This is a genomic window from Burkholderia sp. AcTa6-5 (assembly GCF_017815075.1).
GTDB classification, from domain to species: Bacteria; Pseudomonadota; Gammaproteobacteria; order Burkholderiales; family Burkholderiaceae; genus Burkholderia; species Burkholderia sola.
In genome coordinates this window covers 89,275-112,467 of record NZ_JAGIQE010000001.1, presented here as the reverse complement: position 1 = coordinate 112,467, position 23,193 = coordinate 89,275, and the positions used below count along the sequence as shown (strand labels likewise).

The following is a 23,193-nucleotide window of genomic DNA, read 5'->3' as shown; positions in this document are numbered from 1 at the left end:
CATGCGTGCGGTGGTGGCGAATTCCGTATTGTGCCCGTTGTTGCACCGGGCGACAGGATTACCCTGGCGCGGGCGAGGTTGAATGCCGATGGCGGCGCATCATGGAATGCGCGGATCGGGCCGACCGACGGCAGTTTTAATGTTGGTTTAAGCCGACGGTCGCATTGTCTCGGATGGCTCATTCCGTGAGCCGTACGTCATTGTTGATTCAGTCTCGTTTGATGGAGATACGAAGATGCGATTCCGTTCGTATATGGCGGCGGGCGCGCTGGCGCTGGTGCCCGTGTTCGCGCTGGCCGGGCAGGCCGGCGCGGCGGCGACCGCCCAACCGATGCTCGTCAATGTCGACGGGCAGGCCGTGCCCGTGAAAGCCGAAACGCGCGTCGTCCAGACAGCCGTCGGCCCGATGAAGGTCAGCACGTGGCGCTGGCGTAGCCCGCAAGGCGGCGCGAGCTTCGAGATGCAGACGTCGTCGTCGGGCGGCATGCCGCCCGCGGCGGCGTTGCGGCAAATACAGGCCGCGCAGTACCGGATGCAGGCGGCGCAGGCGCAGATGGTCGCGATGCAGCAGCAGATGATGGCGCTGCAGCACATTGCGCTCGCCAACGCGTTCGCGATGCCGATGCCGCAGCCGGTCGAGTTCGCGATACCGGCGTGGGCCGCTCCCCAACCGGTGCTCGTCATCGCCCCGGCACGGCCGCCGATGCCGTCGGCGGCACCGGCCGCACCCGCCGCGCGCGGCCCGGAGATCAAGGCCTGACGCGCTTCGCGCCGCTCGGCGCTCTGCGCTCGAACCGCCGGCACCTGCCGGCGGTTTTTCGTTGCGACGGTCGAATCAGTACTGCGCCTGATCCGTCGGATTCCTGAACAGCTGCTTCATCTCCGCCGACAGCGGATAGTTGAGGCTCACGCCCTTCGGCGGAATCGGCTGCATGAACCACTGGTCGTACAGCTTCTCGGCCGCGCCCGAGGTTTGCATCTTCGCGATCACGCCGTCGACCACTTGCTTGAACGCCGGATCGTCCCTGCGCATCATGCACGCGTAATTTTCGTGGACGAGCGGCGTGCCCGCGACCGTATACGCACCCGGATTGCGGTCCTTCGCGATCTCGCCGTACAGCAGCGGTTCGTCCATCACGAACGCGACCGCGCGCCCGGTCGTGACGTTCATGAACGCTTCGGCATGATCCTTCGCGCTGATGATCGTCATGTTCATCGCCTTCTCTTCGTTGAGCTTGCGCAGCAGACGCTCGTCCGACGTGCCGGCCGTCGTCGCGACCGTCTTGCCGGCCAGGTCCGCGAAGTCCTTCACGCCCGAATCCTTGCGCGTGCTGAAACGGATGCCGTACAGAAAGATGCTGTTCGAGAACGCGGCCTGCCTTTGCCGTTCGAGCGTATTCGTCGTCGACCCGCATTCGAAGTCGATCGTCCCGTTCTGCAGCAGCGGAATCCGATTCTGCGACGTGATCGGGATTTCCTTCACCGCGAGGTTCGGCAGGTTCAGATCGGTCTTCAACCGGTCGATGATGCGCGACGCGATGTCGCGCGAATAGCCGATGTTCTTCTGCTGGTTGTCCGAATACGAGAACGGCACCGACGATTCGCGGATACCCAGCGACACGACGCCCGTGTCCTTGATCTTCTTCAGCGTACCGGTGAGGGCCTGCGCGTGCGCGGTGCCCGCCAGCGCGCAGGCGAGCGCAACGGCCAGCCAACGAAAGCGGCGATCCATGCTTTTCTCCTGACGAAACGTTGATCGAATCGCGATCGTACGCCCAACAAAATTCGCGCCGCATCGGGGAAAGCGTCAAGCGGCCGCTGTCGCGGCCTCACCGAGAAAATCGTTTCCGCGGCGCGCAAAAGCGCCTGTGCCGAACGTTTCGCCGGGTCGACCGCCTGCAATCTTGCACCCGATGAACAGATCACTCGTTCCAAACGCGCGTTCATGCTGCAAGACAGCATCGCAATCGTTTGCGTCTCGCCCCTTTTTCACACAAAACATATTCAAGAAGCCGCCTCATCAGCCGTTACCCAATGCATGGCGCGTCGCAGCAGCGCTGCGTGCGCCGAACAAAAACAAGGTCCGGTGTACGCCGGACCAGGCACCACCGCCGGCACGACGGTTATCTTCGAGGATCGACTTTCAACATGAAAGCCAAACGCTTCAATTTCGCGCTGGCGCGCCCCGCCCATGCGCGCATGCTCGCCGGTATGCTGTCCGCCGCCGCTCTCCTGCCCCTCGCCGGTTGCGGCGGAGGCGGCGGCGACGGCAGCAACCCTTCTTCGTCCAACGCGTCCCCCGCACCGACACCGACACCGGCCCCCGCTCCGACGCCCGCTCCCGCACCCACCCCGACCGCCCCGCCCACATCGTCCGGCGGCAATGCGTGCACGTCGCAGCAGGCCGCCGTACAGATGGCCGCGCAGACCGCACCGGTCGAGCCGCCGGTCGATCACCTCATCGTCAAGCTGAAAACGCTGACGGCCACGCGCGCGATGGCGACCATCGACAACGGCTCGCGACTCGATGCGGTGATCCAGCGTGCGATGACGCGCTGGACGGCGCCCGTGACCGGCAACGCACGCGCGTACGCGAGCACGGTCGGGCAAACGCCGGTGAACGTGCAGGTCGAACGAACGATCTCGAGCGGCGCGGCCGTGCTGTCGCTCGGTCAGCGCATGGCCGCCGCCGATGCCGCCGCGCTCGCCCAGGCGTTCGCGGCCGACAGCGATGTCGACTACGCGGAGCCGGATCACCCGATGCAGATCCGCGACACGCCGAGCGATCCGCTCTACAACCAGCAGTGGTACCTGTCCGACCCGGCCGCCGGCATCGACCTGCCACCGGCGTGGAACGTGACCAAGGGTTCGCCGACCGTCGTCACGGCCGTGCTCGATACCGGCTATCGGCCGCACGGCGACCTCGTCGGCAACCTGCTGTCCGGCTACAGCTTCATCAGCAACGTCAACACCAGCAACAACGGCTCGACGCGCGGCCCGGACGCAACCGATCCGGGCGATTGGGTCACGCAGCAGGAAATCGACAACGTCAACGGCCCGTACTATCACTGCGCAAGCCAGCCGAGCAATAGCAGTTGGCACGGCACGCGCGTGATGGGCGTGATCGGCGCAACCGCCAACAACGGCACCGGCGTCGCCGGCGTATCGTGGCTCGGCCAGATCCTGCCCGTGCGCGTACTCGGCAAGTGCGGCGGCGTGACGAGCGACATCGCGGACGGCATGCGCTGGGCAGCCGGCATCAACGTCGTCGGCGTACCGACGAACCCGCGGCCGGCGAAGATCATCAACCTGAGCCTCGGCGGGGTCGGCGCCTGCAGCACGACGTTCCAGCAGGCGATCGACGACGTGACCGCGAAGGGCGTGACCGTGGTCGTCGCGGCCGGCAACGACGGCCTGTCGACCGGGCTCGACCAGCCCGCCAACTGCCGCGGCGTGATCACCGTCGCCGCGACCGACGCGACGGGCCGCCGCGCGTCGTTCAGCAACTTCGGCGCCGACGTCGCGCTGAGCGCGCCGGGCGTCAACATCCTGTCGACGTCGAACACCGGCACGACGACGCCGGGCTCGGACACCTATGGCCCCGCGAACGGCACCAGCCTCGCGGCGCCGCAGGTGACGGGGGTCGCCGCGCTGATGCTGTCGGTGAACGGCAACCTCACGCCCGCGCAGATCCTGCAGAAGCTGCAAGGCGGCACGCGCGCGGCGAAGCTCGCGGCCGGCACGTCGTGCACCGCGCTGCCCGCAGGCTCGGGCATCCTCGATGCAGGGGCCGCCGTCGCGACTGCGAACCAGTAACCGGCGCCTCGTTCGACACGGCCGCGCGCATGCCGACACGGGATGCGCGCGGCTGTTTCGTGACGGGCTGTCGCACACGCCTGCGAACGCGCACTGGCGCGATCGATTATCTCGAAATAACGCCTGACAAAAGGGTTGACGCTTCGCACAGCGAGCCATTACCATCGCCCCCGTCTAGTTACATGGAGTGTTCTGTGAACACCGATGCGAGTTGTAGTTGGTGCATCACCAACTTGACTGCTGCCTGAGGAAAACGCGCAGAGCCTCGTCTTCTGCCGCATCCCGGGAAGCAGGATGCGGCGCCCTTCCGGCCTGACTATCGGCCAGATCTCCCGCCCGAATTTTCGATGTTGTCGAATGCACGCGACGCGCCGTCGTGCGCGTGCGTTCGCGTTGCGCGCGGCGCCGGCCGCGTGCGCCCGCCGTTCGCGTGCCGTCCGGCCGCGCGCCTCGTTGCGCGCGCCGCTGCCGATCGCCCGTGCCGACTATCCGCAACCGACAGGAGTGCAGATGAACTCAGACGACAGTAGTCGATTACCGCTCGCCGGTGCAACGCTGCGCATCGACACGCCGTCCGCATGCTGCGCGCCGGCGAGCGTTCCCGCCTTTACCGACCCACAGCCGATCGCGCCTGACGCGACGCGGCGGGGAGCGCTCGTGCGTCGATAACGTCACGGCCGCTCCCCGCCCGCCGCCTCGTGCGCAAGGAGCGACTCATGACGACACGACACAACACCTCGCACAAGAAACAGCGCGGCTTCATCAAGGCCGGCGCAGGCCAGCAGAACGACCCGCGCATCATGCGCGCCGCGCAGGAAGCGGCCCGCCCGCTCGAAGACACGCTGAAGTCGCTGCGCACCAGCACACGCGGCCTGACCTACGACCAGGCCGCCGACCGCCTGCAACGCTACGGCCCGAACGAAATCGCGCACGACAAACCGCCGCACTGGACCCGCCAGTTGCTGCTCTCGTTCCACAACCCGTTCGTCTACGTGCTGCTGGTGCTGGCCGCCATCAGCTTCTGCACCGACGTCTACTTTGCGGCGCCCGACGATCGCGATTACGTCGGCATGACCATCCTGCTGACGATGGTCACGATCAGCGCGCTGCTGCGCTTCGTGCAGGAATTCCGTTCGCTGCGCGCGGCCGAGAAGCTCAAGGCGATGGTCCGCACGACGGCGACCGTGCAGCGCGCGGTGACCGACACGTCGGAGCCGGCGCGCCGCGAGGTGCCGATGCGCGAAGTGATGGTCGGCGACATCGTGCATCTTTCCGCCGGCGACATGATCCCCGCCGACGTGCGGCTGCTCGCGTCGCGCGACCTGTTCATCAGCCAGGCCGTGCTGACCGGCGAGGCGCTGCCCGTCGAGAAGTACGACACGCTCGGCGCGGTGGCCGGCAAATCCGCGAGCACGCAAGCGGCCGGCGCGGCGAACGACGCACCGGCATCGCTGCTCGATCTCGAGAACGTCTGCTTCATGGGCACCAACGTCGTCAGCGGCACGGCGACGGCCGTCGTCGTCGCGACCGGCGAAGATACGTACTTCGGCTCGCTCGCGCGCAACGTCGTGAGCCACAAGCGCATCGAGACGAGCTTCGACCGCGGCGTCGCGAGCGTGAGCTGGCTGCTGATCAAGTTCATGTTCGTGATGGTGCCGATCGTGTTCATGATCAACGGCCTGACCAAGGGCGACTGGCTGAGCGCCCTCACGTTCGCGCTCGCGGTGGCCGTCGGCCTCACGCCCGAGATGCTGCCGATGATCGTCAGCGCGAACCTCGCGCGCGGCGCGGTCGCGATGGCGCGCCGCAAGGTCGTCGTCAAGCGGCTAAACTCGGTGCAGAACTTCGGCGCGATGGACGTGCTGTGCACCGACAAGACCGGCACGCTCACGCAGGACAAGATCATCCTCGAACACCACCTCGACCTGTCCGGCCACAAGAACGAGGACATCCTGCGGCTCGGCTGGCTGAACAGCTTCCACCAGAGCGGCCAGAAGAACCTGATCGACATCGCGGTCGTCGCGCGCGCCGACGAGATCGGCGAACGCGTGAAGCCGCAGGGCTACAAGAAGATCGACGAACTGCCGTTCGACTTCGTGCGGCGCCGCCTGTCGGTCGTCGTCGAGGATACGCACGGCACGCACCTGCTGATCTGCAAGGGCGCGGTCGAGGAAATGCTGGCGGTGTCCACGCACGTGCAGGATGAAGACGGCGTGCGCCCGCTCGACTTCGTCGCGCGCAAGCGGCTGCTCGAACAGGCCACCGCGTACAACGAGGACGGCTTCCGCGTGCTCGTGCTCGCGACGCGCACGATCCCGCGCGGCGACGAACGCGCGCAATACCGCACCGCCGACGAACACGATCTCGTCGTGCGCGGCTTCCTGACCTTCCTCGATCCGCCAAAGGAATCGGCCGCGCCGGCGCTCGCCGCGCTGCGCGAGAACGGCGTCGCGGTGAAGGTGCTGACGGGCGACAACCCGACCGTCACGATGAAGGTGTGCCGCCAGGTCGGCCTCGAGCCGGCCAAGCCGATGCTCGGCACCGAGATCGAAGCGCTCGACGACGCGACGCTCGCGCAGGCGGTCGAACGCACGACCGTGTTCGCGAAGCTCACGCCGCTGCAGAAGGCACGCATCGTCAAGGCGCTGCAGGCGAACGGCCACACGGTCGGCTTCCTCGGCGACGGCATCAACGATGCGCCCGCGCTGCGCGACGCGGACGTCGGCATCTCGGTCGACAGCGGCGCCGACATCGCGAAGGAAACCGCCGACATCATCCTGCTCGAGAAGAGCCTGATGGTGCTGGAGGAAGGCGTGATCAAGGGCCGCGAGACGTTCGGCAACATCCTCAAGTACCTGAACATGACGGCCAGCTCGAACTTCGGCAACGTGTTCTCGGTGCTCGTCGCCAGCGCGTTCCTGCCGTGGGAGCCGATGCTCGCGACGCAGCTGCTCGTGCTGAACCTGATCTACGACACGTCGCAGATGCTGCTGCCGTGGGACAAGATGGATCCCGAGTTCCTGAAGAAGCCGCGCAAGTGGGAAGCCGGCAACATCGGCCGCTTCATGCTGTGGGTCGGGCCGACGTCGTCGGTATTCGACATCACGACGTACATCCTGATGTGGACCGTGTTCGGGGCGGGCGCGCTGTATCACCTGAACGGCGGCGCGAGCGGCCAGATCGTGATGAATTCGGGCTGGTTCATCGAGAGCCTCGTGTCGCAGACGCTCGTCGTGCACCTGCTGCGCACGCAGAAGATCCCGTTCCTGCAGAGCACCGCGTCGCTGCCGGTGCTGCTGTCGACCTTCACCGCGATCGCGATCGGCTGCTGGCTGCCGTTCTCGCCGTTCGCGGACGCGATCGGCTTCATGCACCTGCCGGGCACCTACTGGCTCTGGCTCGCCGCGACGATGGTCGGCTACATCGTGCTCGCGCAAATCGTCAAGACGATCTACGTGCGTCGCTACAAGCAGTGGTTCTGATGTCGCGCCGTTGACGAAGTGCCGGCCCGCGTTCGCGAGCGACGAACGGGCCGGCGCGACGTCCGCGTCGCCGCCCCCGCCTATGCCTCGGGCCGCATCAGCGGCCCGTTTTTTCAATCATTGGGCGTCGTTCGCGCCGAACAATTGCGCGCACACCGCGCGCCCTTCGTCGGTCAGCGCAGCGCTGCCGGTACCGTCCTCGTTCAGCGTCGTCGCGCTCAGGCCGGCGGCGTCGAGCTGCGTCAGCACACGGCGCAGCGTGCTCATCGGCAGTTGCGCACGCTTTGCGATCTTCGGCAGCGACCACGCCTTGCCGGCCGGATCGCTCGCGGCTTCGTTCAGCGTCGCGAGCGTGGCGACGAGTGCGGGATCGAGCGGGGATTCGTCGGATTCAGAAGTCATCGGTTCGGGTTCGTCGGCCGGCGTCGGGCCGGCATGCATGGAGACAACCATCGCGAGCACTATACGCCGCGTCACGCGCCCTTGAGCGCGGCGCGCATGAACGACACGAAACGCGTGGTGACGGGATCGTCGCGCTCGGCCCGCCACGCGAGTCCCACGCGCCACTTCGCGTCCCGGCCGTCGAGCGGCAGCACCGTCGCGTCGCGCAGCAGGTACTGCGCGCTCGACGGAATGAATGCGACGCCGACGCCGGCCGCGACCGACGTCAGCACCGACTGCACGTCCTCCGCCTGCTGCATCACGTGCGGCACGAAGCGGCGCTCGACGCACCACCGGTCGATCTGCGCGGCCAGTCCCGGGCCGCGCGCACGCTGCAGCGCGATGAAGCCGATCTCGTTGAGCACGTCGAGGTTGGCCGGCACGCGCTTGAAACCGAGATGCGGCGGCACCGCGAGCGCGAGCGCTTCGTCGGTCACCTTGAACGACGACAAGCCTTCGTCGGCGGGCAGGCGCAGGAACCCGGCGTCGAGCTTGCCGGCGTGCAGCCGGCGCGTCTGTTCGGACGACGACAGGTCGCTCAGCGTCACCGCGATACCCGGATTGCGACGGCGGAATTCGGCGATCAGTTTCGGCACGAGCGTGAGCACGGACAGGCAGATGCCGAGCCGCAAGTGCCCGCGCTGACCGCTCGTCGCTTCCCGCGCACGCGCCAGGATTTCGTCGGCATCTCGCACAAGCGCCTGCGCGTCGGGCAGGAAGCGTTCGCCGAACGGCGTCAGTTCCGCGCCATGCCGGCCGCGCTCGAACAGCTTGCCGCCGAGGCTCGCCTCCAGCGCGCCGATCTGCTTGCTGAGCGCGGGCTGGCTCATGTGCAGCGCGTCGGCCGCACGGCTGAAATGGCACAGCTCGGTCACCGTCAGGAACGTGCGTAGCAGTTTCAGTTCCATTCTTTAATGGAATCATAACGATCGAAAGATTCATTTTACCGATCGAATGCAATGGCGTTCAATACGGACATGCCCTTCCCGGAACTTACTTTCATGTCCGTCGATCCAGCGGCCGACTGCGTGGCCGAGCCGTCATCCGATGTCGCGGATGCAAGCGAATGCGCTGCTGCCGCCGCTGCGCGCGCACCGAAGCGTCGTGCTGAACGCACGGACGGGCGCAGCCGCCGCTTTCGCTTCGGCGATGCGCTGGAAGACGCGCCGCCGCGCGCGGTGACCGGTTCGATCGCGATCAGTTTCGCGGTCGTGTCGCGGCGGAACCGGCCGCGCTGAACCGCGCATCTGCCCGCCTTTCACGCGACGCGCACCGCTTGCCCGGCAGCGCAAAAAAGACCGAAATCATCCCGTATCACGCGTCATTGCGCGTCATCCAATCGTCATCGTCCCGCGATCGACCGTATAATTTCCCGCACCCGCTGACCGCCCATGCATTCCGCGCAGCCGCATCGCGCGTGAAAAGGAGACTTTCGCTTGACCGGCCTCATCGCGCGCCTGCCTCGCGCCCGGACCACCCTGATCCTCGCCCTGTCGTTCCTGCTGCTCGCATTCGCCGCGCATGCGTCCGCGCAACGCGTGCAGCCGCATCGCGCCGCCCATGCGCAGCCGCATGCCCATACGAAGGCCGTCAAGAAGACACCCCATCGCAAGAAAAAGGCGGTCAAGCGTCGTCGCTCGCGCGTGACGCATCAAGCAGCCCAACGCCACGCGGCACCCGCATCGCAGCAGCGGCGCGCGAAACGCACGACCGCCGTGCGACCGCCCGCGCCCGCGAAACCGAAATTGCTCGCCAGTTGCGGCTATACGCCGCGCGCGGTCGCGTCGCTGCATTCGCGCGCGGCTTACGTGCTCGACGTCGATTCCGGCACCCCGCTGCTCGCGCGCAACGCGCGCACCGTACGGCCGATCGCATCGATTTCGAAACTGATGACGGCCGTCGTCGCGCGCGACGCCGATCGTCCGCTGAACGGCGTGCTGCGCGTGACCGCGCGCGACCGCGACACGATCAAGTTCACCGGCTCGCGCCTGCAGGTCGGCTCGGAACTGTCGCGCCGCGACATGTTCCATATCGCGTTGATGTCGTCGGAGAACCGCGCAGCCGCCGCGCTGAGCCGCGACTATCCAGGCGGGCGCGCGGCGTTCGTGAAGGCGATGAACCGCGAAGCGCGCCGGCTCGGCATGCGGCGTACGCACTTCCGCGAGCCGACCGGCCTGTCGCCGCACAACGTGTCGACGGCGGAAGATCTCGCACGGCTCGTCGGCGCGGCCGCGCAGGATCCGCTGATCCGCTATTTCTCGACCGACCTGTCGACCACCGTGCGCCCCGGCGACGGCGAACTCGTGTACGTGAATTCCGACCCGCTCGTGCGCTACCGCCGCCTGCCGATCCGGCTGCAGAAAACCGGCTTCATCAACGAATCGGGGCACGGCGTCGTGATGCGCATGCGCGTGAAAGGCCGCCGCGAAACGGTCGTGCTGCTCGGCGCGCCGACGCGTGCCGGCGTGTCGAGCGACGCAATCAAAATCCATCGCTGGCTGTCCTGCTCGATCCAGTAAACACACACGGGCAGCCGGCGCGTTCACGCTAACGGAGCGACGCGATGCAGCACGAATACCGCTTCAACGCCTTCGGCCGGCTGCTCGCCGTCGTGCGCACGGACGGCCGCTGGGCCGTGTTCGATCTCGGCGCCGAAGGCAAGCGGCGCCCGGCCAATCTGCAGATTCCATCGGCGCTCACCGCCGACGAACTCGGCCAGTACCTCGGCGATCTGCTGCACGAAAACGCAACCCCGCGATACAGCGAAGTCGTACCGGTCGCGCATCGACGCACGTAATCGCGCATCGGACAGTAACGCCGGCCAGCGATCAATTCGACAGTTAAACTTGCAAGTCTAACTGTCGTGCTCTATGATTCGTCGCATGAACCCGCCACGCAAATCCGGCGTTTCCGCCGAAACCGTCGCCGCCGACCTGACCCTCGCGGTCGGCCAGCTCATCCGCCGGCTGCGCTCCGAGATTGACTCCGAAGGGCTCGGCATGTCGCAGACGAGCGCGCTCGCGCGACTCGAACGGCACGGGCCGATGACGACCGCCGATCTCGCGCGCGCCGAGGCGATGAAGCCGCAGTCGATGAAGGCGATTCTCGCGAGCCTCGAGGAAGACGCGCTCGTCGAGCGCGAACCGCATCCGACCGACGGCCGCCAGATCCTGTTCAAACTCACCGCCGCCGGCCTCCACGCACGACGCAAGCGCAACGCCGCGAAACACAAGTGGCTCGGCGCCGCGATCGAGAAGCTCGACCCGCACGACATCGACACGCTTGCCGCGGCCATCCCGCTGATCCGCCGCATCGGCGACCAATAAACCCGGCCCGTGCGCCACGCAGCATTCGCGCACGGCTTTCCTCGCCCTTTCCCCGGAGCCCATCATGAGCGCAACCCGTCTCGACACGAACACGGCGCTGGTCGTCATCGACCTGCAGAAAGGCATCGTCGCCCTCCCCACCGCGCACCCGGTCGCACCGGTGATCGCCCACGCCCGCGAACTGCTCGACGCCTTCCGCGGTCGAGGGCTGCCGGTCGTGCTGGTCGACGTCGCGGGCGGCGCACCGGGCCGCACCGAGCAACCGCCGCGCACGGCGCAGCTTCCCGCCGACTGGACCGAACTCGTGCCCGAACTGAACCGCCAGCCAAGCGACCACGTCGTGACGAAGCGGACCTGGGGCGCGTTCACCGGCACCGGTCTCGACGCGCATCTGAAGGCAGCCGGCGTCACGCAGATCGTGCTGACCGGCGTCGCGACGAGCATCGGCGTCGAATCGACCGCGCGGCAGGCGCACGAACTCGGCTACAACGTGACGCTCGCCGTCGACGCGATGACCGACCTCAACGCGGACGCACACGCGAACAGCGTCGAGCGGCTGTTCCCGCGCCTCGGCGAGACGGGCACGACGCAGGACATCGTCGCGCTGCTCGACCGGCGCGGCGCGTGAGCGAGCCACGCAGACAGCCAACGCCGGGCCACGCGGCCGGCCGGCTCGATCCGTCGATCTGGAAAGTCAGCGCGGTCGCGACGCTCGGCTCGCTGCTGTCACAGCTCGATGCGACGATCGTCAACGTGTCGCTGTCGAGTCTCGCGACCGACCTGCATGCGAGCCTGTCGACGATCCAGTGGGTGACGAGCGGCTACCTGCTCGCGCTGACGCTGGTGCTGCCGCTGAGCGGCTGGCTCGTCGATCGCATCGGCGCGAAGGCGCTGTACCTGTGGTGCTTCTCGGCGTTCACGCTGACGTCGGCGCTGTGCGGGCTCGCATGGTCCGCGCCGTCGCTGATCGCGTTCCGCGTATTGCAAGGCGTCAGCGGCGGCTTGCTCGCGCCGATGGCGCAGATGATGATCGCGCGCGTCGCCGGCCAGCAGATGGCGCGCGTGATCGGCTACGCGGCGGTGCCGGTGCTGCTCGCGCCGATCCTCGGGCCGGTCGTCGCCGGCGCGATCCTGCAGCACACGTCATGGCGCTGGCTGTTTCTGGTGAACCTGCCCGTCGGCGCGCTCGCGCTCGCACTGGCCGCGCGGTTCCTGCCGGGCGACCGCGACGACGCGCCGCGGCGCGAACTCGACTGGATCGGCCTCGCGTTACTGTCGCCGGGCCTCGTGCTGTTCCTGTACGGCGTCGAGCGGATCGGCTCGATGCCCGGCATCGCGGCGGTCGCAGGTTCGGCGCTATTGCTCGTCGCGTTCCTGCGCTTCGAGCGCCGCCAGGGCGAGCGTGCGCTGATCGATCTCGCGCTGTTTCGCTCGCGCGTGTTCGGCGCCGCAGCCGGCACGCAGTTCCTGTCGAATGGCGCGCTGTATGCCGGCCAGATGCTGATTCCCGTGTTCCTGATCCAGGCGTGCGGGCGCTCGCCGGGCGAAATGGGCTGGCTGCTCGCGCCGCTCGGGCTCGGCATGCTCGTCACCTATCCGTCGATGGGCGCGCTGACGAGCCGGTTCGGCGTACGCCGGCTGGCCGCCGCCGGCGCGCTGCTCGCACTCGCCGCGACACTGCCGTTCGTGTTCGTCGCGCTGACCGGCTACGATCCGCTCGTGCTCGTCCCGGCGCTGTTTCTGCGCGGCATGGGCCAGAGCGCGATCGGCGCGCCGTCGATCGCCGCCGCGTATGCGTCGGTCGAGCGCCGCGACCTGCCGATGGCGACCACGTCGCTCAATATCGTGCAGCGGCTCGGCGGCCCGACGTTCACGACGCTCTGCACGCTGTTTCTCGCGTGGCGGCTGCACGCCGAAGCAACGTCGGCCGGCGGCACGCAGGCCGTCGCGTATGCGTGGGCGTTCGGCCTGCTGTGTGCGCTGCATGCGGCGAGCTTCGTGACGACGCTGCGGCTGCCGTTGCGATCGGCCGGTGCAGGCGGCGACCGACGGGCCGGCAACGCGCCGGCCGGTTCGCGCTGAACGGGCGCCGCGCCGCACCGCGTGCGCGGTTTCCTGTTACGGCAACCACATCGGCACGATCGACGCCACGAGCAACAGGCCGAGCCCCGCATTCAGGCAACGCCACTGCCGCTCCGTGCGCAACACGCGGGCGAACAGCAGCCCGGCGAAACACCACAGCGACAACGACGCCATCGCGGCCACGCCGAACGCCACCCCAAGCAGCACACCGAGCCGCGCCGGCCCCGACGCGAGCGCCGCGAACGACGCGGCCGCGCCGAGCGTCATCGCCCAGCCTTTCGGGTTGTGCCACAGCATCCACACGCCGCTGACGAACCCTTGCGGCCGGTGCACGTCGACATCGAGCCACGGCTTGCCGCCACGTCCGATGCGCAACGCCAGCCACATCAGGTACGCCGAACCGACCGCCTTCATCGCGAGCTGCAACGCGGGCAGCGCGAGCAGCACACTGCCGAGCCCGGCGGCGGCCGCCGCCGCCATCGACGCGAGGCCCGCCGCGATGCCCGACATCAGCGGCAGCGAACGCCGATAGCCGAAATGGGCGCCCGAGGCGGTCGCGAGCGTCGTCGCGCCACCCGGCGTCGCAGTGGAGACGATCACGAACAGCACCAGCGGCAGATAGTCGTGAAGCGGCACGAGGGCTCCCGGTTGTCGTCACTGAGGCCCCGTTTTTACCTGCGATTGCGCCATTACGACAGCGAAAGATTTTTATGCCTTCCATTAGCATTCATAATGCGAAGCATGGCTCGCAATCTCGATCTCGCGCTGCTGCGCGCATTCGTCTCCGTCGCCGATCATCGCAGCATGACGGCGGCCGGCCACGCGCTGCACCTCACTCAAGGCGCGATCAGCCAGCAGGTCGCGCGGCTCGAAATGCTGTCGGGCCCGCTGTTCGTCCGCGAGCATCGCAACCTGCTGCTGACGGCGGCCGGCGAGCGGCTGCTCGAACAGGCGCGCCGGCTGCTCGCCGTTCACGATGCGCTGCTCGCCGACCTGAGCGCCGGTGCGGTGGAAGGCCCGGTGCGTCTCGGCGCACCGCAGGATCTGGTCGGCACCTGTCTCGCGCCGATCCTGAAAAGCTATGCGCACGCACATCCGCACGTCGCGCTCACGCTCGTGTGCGCGGCATCGCCGGAGTTGCGGCGCGGGCTCAAGCAGGGTGATCTCGACGTCGCGCTGATCGAGGCACCGGTCGGATCGTCGCGCGGCGAATGCATCGCCGTCGACCGGCTGGTGTGGGTCGGCGCGAAAGGCGGCACCGCGCACCGGCACTCGCCGCTGCCGGTATCGATGGTCGCGCAGACCTGCGCGTTCCGCCCGACGGTGCTCGACGCACTACGCGGCAGCGATCGTGCGTGGCGCACCGTGTTCGAGAACGGCAGCTTCGATGCCACGGCCGCGACCGTGCGCGCCGATCTGGCCGTAACCGTGTGGCTCGCGTCCACCGTGCCGGCCGACCTCGAGATCCTGCCGGCCGGCAGCGGCCTGCCCGCGCTGCCGAATTTCTCGATCAACCTGCATGTGCCGCGCGGCCAGCACACGGCGGCCGCGGCGGAACTGGCCCGTTGCCTGCGCAACGGTTTCGCACGCCTGCGCGCGGTCGCGTAGCGCTGCTGAGCAAGAGCGTGTTCACGCTAATAACGCACGTTCCCGTGTTTGGAAAAAATCGTTCGTGGGGCTGGCCCGTTATCGGCGTGTACAGGCCCTACACCGTGCCCGGCTCCTGCGGTGCGGGCGTCGCGCCCGCCGCCTCCAGCGCCTGATGCAGCGTGGCGAAGATGCACGACGCGCCGACCGCCTCGGTGATCCCGTGACGATCCATGTCCGCGCGCAGATAGCGGTTCACGCGCCCGAACAGCACGCCGATCCCACGCACATGCAGCGCCCTGACGAGATCGACCAAGGTCCGTGCGGCCGAATAGTCGACGTCGGTGATCGCGCCCGCATCGACGACGAACCAGCGCGGCGGCACCGGCGCCGCATCGACGAGTTCGATTACTTCGGCAGCGAACAGATGATCGTTCGCGAAGAACAGGTCGGCGCCGAACCGGTAGACGATCAGCCCGGGCGCCGTCATCGCGCCGCGCCGGGCGGGCACCGGCTGCCACCGTCCGTTGCCGGCGACGGGTTCGAGCACCATCGTGTGCGGCTGGTAGCTGTGGCGCACGTGCCGCATCAGCGACAGCGCGACGGCCAGCAGGATGCCCTGCTCGACGCCGACCGTCACGACGGCGGCGGCCGTGACCAGCGCGAGCGTGAATTCCCCGGGGCTCTCCCGACGGATCGCGGCGAGACTGCGCACGTTGATCAGCCCGAGCGCGATCGTGAACACGATGCCGGCCAGCACCGCATGCGGCAGATACTGCAGATACGGGCTGAAGAACAGCAGCACGATAGCGACGACCGCAGCGAACGCGAGATGCCCGATCTGGCTGCGCACGCCCGCGCCGTCGGCCATCGCCGTCTGCGTCGGGCTGCCGTTGACGACGAACGCGCCGCCGAGCGCCGCCGCCGCGTTCGCGGCCGCGAGGCCGAGGATGTCGGCATTGGTGTCGACGTCCTCGCCGTACTGCTGCGCGAACACCCGCGCGGCGGCCGCGCTCTGCGCGATGATCATCACGAAGCACGAAGCGGCGACCGGCACGAGATCGAGGAACTGCTGCCACGTGACGGACGGCCAGCGCAGCGGCGGCAGCCCGCCCGCCACGGGCCCGAGCACCGCGATGCCGTGCGCGGCGAAACCGAACGTTGCGCTCGCGGCGATGCTGCCCGCGACCGCGATCATCGGCATCGGCACGCGCGGCAGGAACCGCTTGCACGCGAGAATTGCGACGACGACGAGCGCCGCGAGCGCGAGCGTCGGCCGGTGCGCGTCAACCAGGTGCAAGACGACGTAGTCGAGTTGCGCGAGGCTGCGCGACGCCGGGTACGGCACGGCCACGCCGAGCATGTCGCCGAGCATCGCGATCGACACCTGCACGCCGACGCCAGCGAGGAAACCGACCAGCACCGTGCGCGACAGGAAATCGGCGAGGAAACCCAGCTTGAAGATGCGCGCGAGCAGCAGCATCGCGGCGGTCAGCAACGCGACCATGCCGGCGAGCGCCGCATAGTCGGCGCTGCCGGCCGGCGCCATCGACGACAGCCGGCTCGCGAAAATCGTCGCGGTCGCGGAATCGGCGGCGACCACGAGATGGCGCGACGCGCCGAAGCATGCGAACGCAACGAGCGGCAGGAACACCGTGTAGAGCCCCGTGACGGCCGGCATGCCGGCGATGCGTGCGTAGCCGAGCACCTGCGGGATGTCCATCGACGCGAGCGACATGCCCGCGAAGATGTCGCGGATGGCACCCGCGCGACGGATCGGGAGGAGGCCTTTCAGCAGCCGCACGCGCGACGGACGGCTTTCATTGGAATCTTGCATGCGTGAAATGCGTGAAGTCGAAATGACGGGCCACGAACGGGTGCGCAACGGTGTCGCGTGTCGCTCACCGTTGCCGGAGGAGCCGCACGCCAACGCGCGCGGCACACCGACGACGCCTGCGACGTCCGCATGATTGCATGGATCGCCGACCGCGCGCATCGAAACGCGACGGCCTGCCGTCATGGCTTCGGGCCGATCGCGTTCCTGTAGACGCCGCATCCGGCAACCGGCTCGCACGCCGGCTTGCGGTGATGCGGGTTCACCAGCGGCCTTCACCTCGATGCAGAGGATACCTTCACAACGGTGAGCCGATTCGGGAGCCGATCGACCTGCGTTCACGGCACGCATTCCGCTCGAACTGCCCTGCTTCACCGATACGACGACGTGAGTCGACTACGAGGCCATCCAGGCCGACCTGTTCGACCACCTGATCGCAGTGCTGCCGGCGTTCCCGCTGCGCATGTACCCGCATCCGCCGGCCGGCAGCGCTCACCGCGCCGCGCACTCCGACGCGAGCCGCCCCAGCACCTTCAGCGCATCCTCGATCTGCCGCGACCACGGGTAGCTGTAGTTGAGCCGGATGAAATGCCGGTAATCGGCGCCGGCCGAGAACATATGCCCGGGCCCGAGCGTGATCCGCTGCGCGAGCGCGAGCGTATACAGCTTCATCGCATCGACCCGCGGCGGCAGTTCGACCCACAGCACATACCCGCCCTGCGGCTGCGACAGCCGCGTGCCTTCCGGGAAGAAACGCCGCACCATCGCACTCATCAGGCTCGCCTGCTGCGCATACAGCTTGCGCATGCGCCGCAGATGAAAATCGTAGCCGTCGTGTTTCAGGTATTCGGCGATCGCGAGTTGCTCGATTGCGGGCGTCGCGAGCGTGTTCAGGAATTTCAGCTTCTCGACCTGGTCGCGGTAACGGCCCGGCATCGCCCAGCCAATCCGGTAGCGCGGCGACAGGCTCTTCGTGAACGACGCGCAATGCAGCACCAGCCCGTCGCGATCGAACGACTTCAGCGCGCTCGGCGCCGTGTCGCCGAAGTGCAGCTCGTGATAAACGTCGCTCTCGATCGCCGGCACGCCGTGCTTCGAGAGCAGTTCGACCAGCGCGCGCTTGCGCGCATCGGGCATCTGGAAGCCGAGCGGATTCTGGAAATTCGGCATCACCATGCATGCGGCGATGCGCTCGCGCGCGAGGATCCGCTCGAGCGCGTCGAGATCGATGCCGTCGCCCGGGTGCGTCGCGACTTCCAGTGCACGCATGCCCATCCGCTCGATCGCGTGCAGCATCGCGTAAAACGTCGGCGACTCCACCGCGATCGTGTCGCCCGGTTTCGCGACGGCCTGCAGGCACAGGTTGATCGCCTCGGTCGCGCCGATCGTCATCACGATCTCGCCCGGCTCGACCGCGACCCCGCGCTCCGCATAGCGCCGCGCGATCTGGCGGATCAGCTCCTGGTTGCCGGGCGGCAGGTCGTCGATCACGCCCCAGCGCGTGCGCCGCCGCCCGATCGCCTGCGCATAGCGCGCAAGACGCTGCACCGGAAACTGCGACGCGTCGGGATACGGCGAGCCGAGCGGCACCGCGTCGTCGCGCGCGATCGAACGCAGCGTCGACAGCACGAGCCGGCTCACGTCCACGGCCGACGGCTCGGCGGCCGGCGCGGAAATATGCAGCTCGGCCTCGGCCGGCACTGCCGCACGCGCCCGCACGAAGTAGCCTGACTGCGGCCGGCTTTCGATCAGGCCGCGGCTTTCCAGCACGAGGTATGCGCGCAGCACGGTCGTGACGCTGAGCTGCTGTTGCCGGCTCGCGTGCCGCACCGACGGAATCCGCTCGCCGGGCCGGTACACGCCGCGCTCGATCTGCGCCTGGAGATCGTCGGCCAGTTGTTCGTAACGCTTCACGCGCTTCCCCTTTCAACTTCCCTTCAGCAACACAGTTGCGATCCGCACGGGATGAATGGCCGGAACTGTACTCTTTTTTGAAGTGAACAGGTGTACACACAGCCGCACGGGTGCCGCGCGTACTCTGCACGCATCGACCCCGACACCTGCATCATGAAAAAGAAATCCGCGACCGCGCGCATCGAACCGTACACCCACCCGGCCGCCGGCTGGGGTGCGCTGAAAGCCGTCACGATCAACCTGATCAAGGAAAAGGTCGCCGGCGGCAACTACCGGACGCTGCTGCGCCAGAACCAGCCGGACGGCTTCGACTGCCCCGGCTGTGCATGGCCGGACCGACAGCACGCGTCGACGTTCGAATTCTGCGAGAACGGCGTGAAGGCGGTGGCCGCCGAAGCGACGAGCAAGCGCGTGACGCCCGAATTCTTCGCCGCGCACACGGTCACCGAGCTGCTCGACCAATCGGATTTCGAACTCGAACAGCACGGCCGGCTCACCGACCCGATGGCGTACGACGCACAGACCGACCGCTACGTGCCGATCGCGTGGGACGATGCTTTCGCGCTGATCGCGCGCCACCTGCGCGCGCTGCCCGACCCGAACCAGGCCGCGTTCTACACGTCCGGCCGCGCGAGCAACGAAGCGGCGTTCCTCTATCAACTGTTCGTGCGCCTGTACGGCACCAACAACTTCCCCGATTGCTCGAACATGTGCCACGAGGCGACGAGCCGCGGGCTGCCGGCGTCGGTCGGCGTCGGCAAGGGCACGGTCACGCTCGACGATTTCGAGCATGCGGACATGCTGCTGATCTTCGGCCAGAACCCCGCGACCAATCACCCGCGGATGATGGGCGAGCTGCGCGAGTGCGCGAAGCGCGGCGCGACGATCGTGTCGATCAACCCGCTGAAGGAGCGCGGCCTCGAGCGCTTCGCCGATCCGCAAAGCCCGCTCGAGATGCTGACGATGTCCGGCACGAAGATCGCATCGACGTTCATCCAGCCGACCATCGGCGGCGATTTCGCGCTGATCAAGGGGATGGCCAAGCGCGTGCTCGAACTCGACGACGCCGCGCGCGCCGCCGGTGCGCCGCGTGTGCTCGACACCGCGTTCATCGACGAGCACACGGCCGGCTTCGATGCGTTCGCCGACGATCTGCGCGCCGAAAGCTGGTCCGCGCTGACGGCCGAAAGCGGCGTGCCGTACGAGCAGATCGACGCGCTTGCGCAGCGCTATGCGCGCAGCGAACGCGTGATCGCGACGTGGGGCATGGGCATCACGCAGCACAAGCATTCGGTCGCCACGGTGCAGATGCTGACCAACCTGATGCTGATGCGCGGCAACATCGGCCGCCCCGGCGCCGGCCTGTGCCCGGTGCGCGGCCATTCGAACGTGCAGGGCAACCGCACGGTCGGCATCGAGGAAAAGCCGTCGCAGGCGTTCCTCGACCGGCTCGGCCACGTGTTCGATTTCGAACCGCCGCGCCACCATGGCTACGACGTCGTCGAGACGATCGAAGCGATGCTCGACGGCCGCGTGAAGGTGCTGATCGGTCTCGGCGGCAACTTCGCGATGGCGACGCCGGACACGCCGCGCACGTGGGAAGGGATGCGCCGCTGCGCGCTTTCCGTGCACATCACGACGAAGCTGAACCGCAGCCACCTGATCCACGGCCGCGACGCGCTGATCCTGCCGACGCTCGGCCGCACCGAGATCGACCTGCAGGACAACGTCGCGCAAGGCGTGACGGTCGAGGATTCAATGAGCATGGTCCACGTGTCGTACGGGATGAACAAGCCGGCGTCGCCGAACCTGATGTCGGAGCCCGCGATCGTCGCGCACATGGCGCACGCGCTGTTCGGCAGCGGCAAGATCGACTGGCTCGCGTACAAGGACGACTACGCGAAGATCCGCGATGCGATCGAGGCGACGCTCGACGGCTTCTACGACTACAACACGCGCATCGCGCGGCCCGGCGGCTTCCACCTGCGCGTCGCGTCGCGCGACCGCGAATGGCTGACGCCGACGGGCAAGGCGAACTTCATCGCGCACGCGCTGCCGACCGACACGCCGATCCAGCGCGCCCGCGCGCTGCACGGCGAACGGCTGATGACGCTGATGACGACGCGCTCGCACGACCAGTACAACACGACCGTGTACGGGCTCGACGACCGCTATCGCGGCGTGTTCGGCCAGCGCCGCGTGGTGTTCGTCAACCGCGACGATCTCGCGATGCTCGGCCTCGCGGCCGGCGAATGGGTCGACATGGAAACGGTGTGGCACGACGGCATCGAGCGGCGCGCGAACGGCTTCCTGCTCGTCGAATACGACATCCCGCGCGGCTGCATCGGCGCGTACTACCCGGAAACCAACCCGCTCGTGCCGCTCGACAGCGTCGGCGACGTGTGCAACACGCCGACGTCGAAGTCGGTACCCGTGCTGCTGCATCGCGCGGCCGCGCCGGCGTCGATCGCTGCCTGACGGAGCACGACGATGATCGTTCGTCCGCGCGAGCACTGGCTGCGGATGCCGGCCGAAGTGACGCCCGGCCCGTCGTACCGACTCACCTGACCCGCTTCGCCTGACTCGCGCCGCTCAATCGCGGCGGCCGCGCAGGAAGCCGCCATGTTCGGCGGCCGCGTCCGCGATCCGTCGCAGCAGGACGATGCCGCTCAGCAATGCATGCGCGGCGTCGCCGTCGCGCGCGGCCACGCGACGCCGCAACAGGCGGGCCGCCGCGGCACACGTCTGCTCGAGCCGCGCGAAATCGGCCTGCGCGATGCGCCCACGCACCACCGCTGCCGCGCGGCGCGCGGCCGGCTCGCGCGTAGCCAGTTCGGCAAGCGACAGCAGGCTGTCGCCGAGCCCCCAGATCGCGAGCAGGTCACGCATGTCGAGCTCGATCAGCGTCTGCGGCAGGCTGCCCGCGAAACCGAGCTCGCGCCCGAGACGGTCGGCCGTGCGGCTCAGCCATGCGCTCGCGGACCATGCACGCGGATCGCGTGCGATGCCGGCCAGATCGCGACGCACCGCGCGGTGCAGACGCCGTCGGCTCGTGCCCGGATCGCCGGGAAACACCAGCGCGAAGATCAGCGCGCCGAACGCGATGCCGAGCAGCGTCGCGAGCGCGCTGTTCAGAAACGCGGCGTCGCCGATGCGCGTCGTGTTGTCCGGCGACGTGAAATTCCAGAAGAAGATCGAGAACGCGCTGCCCATCGCGGCCGTGCGCGGATGACGCATCGCGATCCCGGTGCCGATCAGGAACATGCCGAGAATGTAGGCGAGCATCTCGAAGCCCGACACCGCCGGCAGCAGGATGAAGTTGCAGACGGCGCCCGCGACCGCCGCGCATGTCGTGCCTTTCATGAAACCGACGATCGCACGCACCGAATTGGGGCGTGTCGAGAACAGTGCGCTCACCACGGCCGTGATCGCAACGAAGCCGCCGCCCGCCGGCCACGCGGTGAAGATCCAGATCGCCGACGCGGCCAGCACCGCGATGAACGCGCGAATGCCGTTGTGGCATGCGAGCACCGGATCGCGGTGGAACGCGTAACGCACGCGTGCAGAGGGAGGCACCGGCCGGTCGAACAATGCCAGGCTCGCGAATGCGCGGTCGAACCCGCCGAGCAGTGCCGACAGCCGGTCGAGCATGAGCAGGCGCGACGTGTCCGGGCCGGCCGGCACGGCGGCTTCGACACGCAGTGCATCGTCCACGCGTGCGCGCAGCGCCGCCATCTCGTGCGCCGCATCGCCCGACACGGCGACCCGGTCGAGCACGCTTGCCGCCTCGTCGACGAGCGGTTCCGGCGCATCGCCGCCGCGCGCCGCGTGTTCGCGAATCGCTTGCCCCGCGGCCTGCGCGGTGAGCACGCCGAGCGCCGCCGCGCGCACATGGCCGATCATGTTGCGCACCGGCGGTGCGCCGGCGGCCGCATATTCGGCCGCCGTGTCGAGTTCGAGCGCCTCCGCGAACAGCCGGTGCACGGCCGCGCCGTTCGGCTCGCGGCGCAGCGCGCCGGCGCCGAGCGCCACCGCGCGCTCGAGATAGCGCGCGAGCCGCGTCCGGACATCCTCCAGCGGCGTGCCCGGCGCGAACACCGTTTCGAACAGCGCACCGCACAGGATGCCGACCACCACGTACAGGAACCGCGCGACCGCGATATCGAACGCGTGCAGCGGCGCCGATACCGCGTCCATCGCGACGATCGCGGCCGTATAGCCTGCGAGGACCGCCGCATACGCGCGGAAATTCCGCTGGAACGTCGCGATACCCGCGCACAAGCCGATCCACGCGGCGAGCGCGGGCAGGAACAATTCGGGTGTCTGCGCGAACGCGCCGGTCAGCGCGAGCGCGACGGCCGCACCGATCGCGGTGCCGAGAATCCGGTACTGGCTCTTCGACAGCCCCATCCCGCGGCTGCCCTGCGCGACGATCCACACGGTCGACGCGGCCCACATCGGATCGTCGAGATTCATCCGGAACGCGATATAGAGCGCGAGCAGCGACGCGGCCGTATTGCGGAGTGCGAAGGCAAGCGCGCCGGGCGGCAGCGTCGGCCGCGCGTCGCGCAGCGCGGCCCGGACGGCCGCGAGCGGCGGCATGCTGGGGAAGGCGAATTTCATGCGGCGAGCATACGGTCGCGCGCCGGCCGCCACTACGGGGCAGCGGCGGGATGCGTTATTGCGCCGGGCGGGATAATCGGCTCGACCC

19 protein-coding genes and 1 pseudogene are annotated in these 23,193 nt (G+C 68.3%); 13 read left to right on the top strand and 7 right to left on the bottom strand.

Annotated elements, in window-relative coordinates; all coding sequences use genetic code 11:
• Positions 1-235: 235 nt before the first annotated feature.
• A complete protein-coding gene (locus tag J8I33_RS00465; RefSeq protein WP_209924927.1) occupies positions 236-760 on the top strand; it encodes a hypothetical protein in 525 nt (174 codons plus the stop codon).
• Positions 761-835: 75 nt separating this feature from the next.
• Here the strand turns inward: J8I33_RS00465 and J8I33_RS00460 are convergent, their stop codons facing one another.
• The gene (locus J8I33_RS00460; RefSeq protein ID WP_089489435.1) at positions 836-1,732 is read right to left on the bottom strand and encodes a glutamate/aspartate ABC transporter substrate-binding protein; all 897 of its coding nucleotides are present in this window, start codon (positions 1,730-1,732) and stop codon (positions 836-838) included.
• A gap of 213 nt (positions 1,733-1,945) precedes the next feature.
• On the opposite strand from J8I33_RS00460, the gene J8I33_RS00455 reads away from it, so the two are divergent.
• The 3 genes from J8I33_RS00455 (at position 1,946) to mgtA (ending at position 7,298) form a co-directional block, all read left to right on the top strand.
• On the top strand, positions 1,946-2,152 hold the full coding sequence (locus J8I33_RS00455; RefSeq protein ID WP_209924926.1) for a hypothetical protein: 207 nt from the start codon (positions 1,946-1,948) through the stop codon (positions 2,150-2,152).
• Entirely contained in the window at positions 2,149-3,816 is a 1,668-nt protein-coding gene (locus J8I33_RS00450; RefSeq protein WP_209932550.1) for a S8 family peptidase, read from the top strand. The genes J8I33_RS00455 and J8I33_RS00450 overlap by 4 nt, the downstream gene beginning before the upstream one ends.
• Before the next feature lie 716 nt (positions 3,817-4,532).
• Entirely contained in the window at positions 4,533-7,298 is a 2,766-nt protein-coding gene (gene mgtA, locus J8I33_RS00445) for a magnesium-translocating P-type ATPase (protein ID WP_209932545.1), read from the top strand.
• Positions 7,299-7,415: 117 nt separating this feature from the next.
• Here mgtA and J8I33_RS00440 read toward each other — a convergent pair whose 3' ends face one another.
• Together J8I33_RS00440 and J8I33_RS00435 are read right to left on the bottom strand one after the other, a co-directional pair.
• On the bottom strand, positions 7,416-7,700 hold the full coding sequence (locus tag J8I33_RS00440) for a transcriptional regulator (RefSeq protein WP_089489757.1): 285 nt from the start codon (positions 7,698-7,700) through the stop codon (positions 7,416-7,418).
• 71 nt (positions 7,701-7,771) lie between these two features.
• Positions 7,772-8,647: a LysR family transcriptional regulator gene (locus J8I33_RS00435; RefSeq protein WP_069617970.1), complete on the bottom strand. Its 876-nt coding sequence runs from the start codon at positions 8,645-8,647 to the stop codon at positions 7,772-7,774.
• Between the two features lie 51 nt (positions 8,648-8,698).
• Between J8I33_RS00435 and J8I33_RS00430 the strand changes: the two genes are divergently transcribed.
• The 6 genes from J8I33_RS00430 to J8I33_RS00405 all read left to right on the top strand — a co-directional run bounded on the left by J8I33_RS00430 (position 8,699) and on the right by J8I33_RS00405 (position 13,147).
• On the top strand, positions 8,699-8,977 hold the full coding sequence (locus J8I33_RS00430; protein ID WP_209924924.1) for a hypothetical protein: 279 nt from the start codon (positions 8,699-8,701) through the stop codon (positions 8,975-8,977).
• Between the two features lie 198 nt (positions 8,978-9,175).
• Complete coding sequence (locus J8I33_RS00425) at positions 9,176-10,258, top strand: serine hydrolase (protein ID WP_124592857.1); 1,083 nt, start codon at positions 9,176-9,178, stop codon at positions 10,256-10,258.
• 44 nt (positions 10,259-10,302) lie between these two features.
• Positions 10,303-10,536, top strand: a complete 234-nt coding sequence (locus J8I33_RS00420) for a hypothetical protein (RefSeq protein ID WP_050012804.1) — start codon at positions 10,303-10,305, stop codon at positions 10,534-10,536.
• A 73-nt stretch (positions 10,537-10,609) separates the two neighbouring features.
• Entirely contained in the window at positions 10,610-11,065 is a 456-nt protein-coding gene (locus J8I33_RS00415; RefSeq protein ID WP_089489440.1) for a MarR family transcriptional regulator, read from the top strand.
• A 64-nt stretch (positions 11,066-11,129) separates the two neighbouring features.
• Positions 11,130-11,693 carry an isochorismatase family protein gene (locus tag J8I33_RS00410; RefSeq protein ID WP_209932539.1) on the top strand — a complete coding sequence of 188 codons (564 nt, stop codon included), beginning with the start codon at positions 11,130-11,132 and terminating at the stop codon, positions 11,691-11,693.
• The gene (locus tag J8I33_RS00405) at positions 11,690-13,147 is read left to right on the top strand and encodes a DHA2 family efflux MFS transporter permease subunit (protein WP_050012807.1); all 1,458 of its coding nucleotides are present in this window, start codon (positions 11,690-11,692) and stop codon (positions 13,145-13,147) included. The genes J8I33_RS00410 and J8I33_RS00405 overlap by 4 nt, the downstream gene beginning before the upstream one ends.
• Before the next feature lie 36 nt (positions 13,148-13,183).
• Here J8I33_RS00405 and J8I33_RS00400 read toward each other — a convergent pair whose 3' ends face one another.
• Positions 13,184-13,783 (bottom strand): LysE family transporter, encoded by a 600-nt coding sequence (locus tag J8I33_RS00400; RefSeq protein WP_209932532.1) that lies wholly within the window; start codon positions 13,781-13,783, stop codon positions 13,184-13,186.
• Positions 13,784-13,879: 96 nt separating this feature from the next.
• On the opposite strand from J8I33_RS00400, the gene J8I33_RS00395 reads away from it, so the two are divergent.
• Positions 13,880-14,755: a LysR substrate-binding domain-containing protein gene (locus J8I33_RS00395; protein ID WP_089489441.1), complete on the top strand. Its 876-nt coding sequence runs from the start codon at positions 13,880-13,882 to the stop codon at positions 14,753-14,755.
• Positions 14,756-14,852: 97 nt separating this feature from the next.
• On the opposite strand, the gene J8I33_RS00390 is transcribed toward J8I33_RS00395, so the two are convergent.
• Entirely contained in the window at positions 14,853-16,571 is a 1,719-nt protein-coding gene (locus J8I33_RS00390; RefSeq protein ID WP_209932525.1) for a SulP family inorganic anion transporter, read from the bottom strand.
• A 346-nt stretch (positions 16,572-16,917) separates the two neighbouring features.
• Between J8I33_RS00390 and J8I33_RS34360 the strand changes: the two are divergent.
• Positions 16,918-17,046, top strand: a pseudogene (locus tag J8I33_RS34360) (mechanosensitive ion channel family protein); the annotation flags it as partial.
• A 14-nt stretch (positions 17,047-17,060) separates the two neighbouring features.
• Here J8I33_RS34360 and J8I33_RS00385 read toward each other — a convergent pair.
• Positions 17,061-18,482 carry a PLP-dependent aminotransferase family protein gene (locus J8I33_RS00385; protein ID WP_209924921.1) on the bottom strand — a complete coding sequence of 474 codons (1,422 nt, stop codon included), beginning with the start codon at positions 18,480-18,482 and terminating at the stop codon, positions 17,061-17,063.
• A 153-nt stretch (positions 18,483-18,635) separates the two neighbouring features.
• Between J8I33_RS00385 and J8I33_RS00380 the strand changes: the two genes are divergently transcribed.
• Positions 18,636-20,960, top strand: coding sequence for an FdhF/YdeP family oxidoreductase (locus J8I33_RS00380; protein ID WP_209932517.1), 2,325 nt, complete (start codon positions 18,636-18,638; stop codon positions 20,958-20,960).
• A 114-nt stretch (positions 20,961-21,074) separates the two neighbouring features.
• Here the strand turns inward: J8I33_RS00380 and J8I33_RS00375 are convergent, their stop codons facing one another.
• Positions 21,075-23,105, bottom strand: coding sequence for an FUSC family protein (locus J8I33_RS00375; RefSeq protein ID WP_209932501.1), 2,031 nt, complete (start codon positions 23,103-23,105; stop codon positions 21,075-21,077).
• Positions 23,106-23,193: the final 88 nt, after the last annotated feature.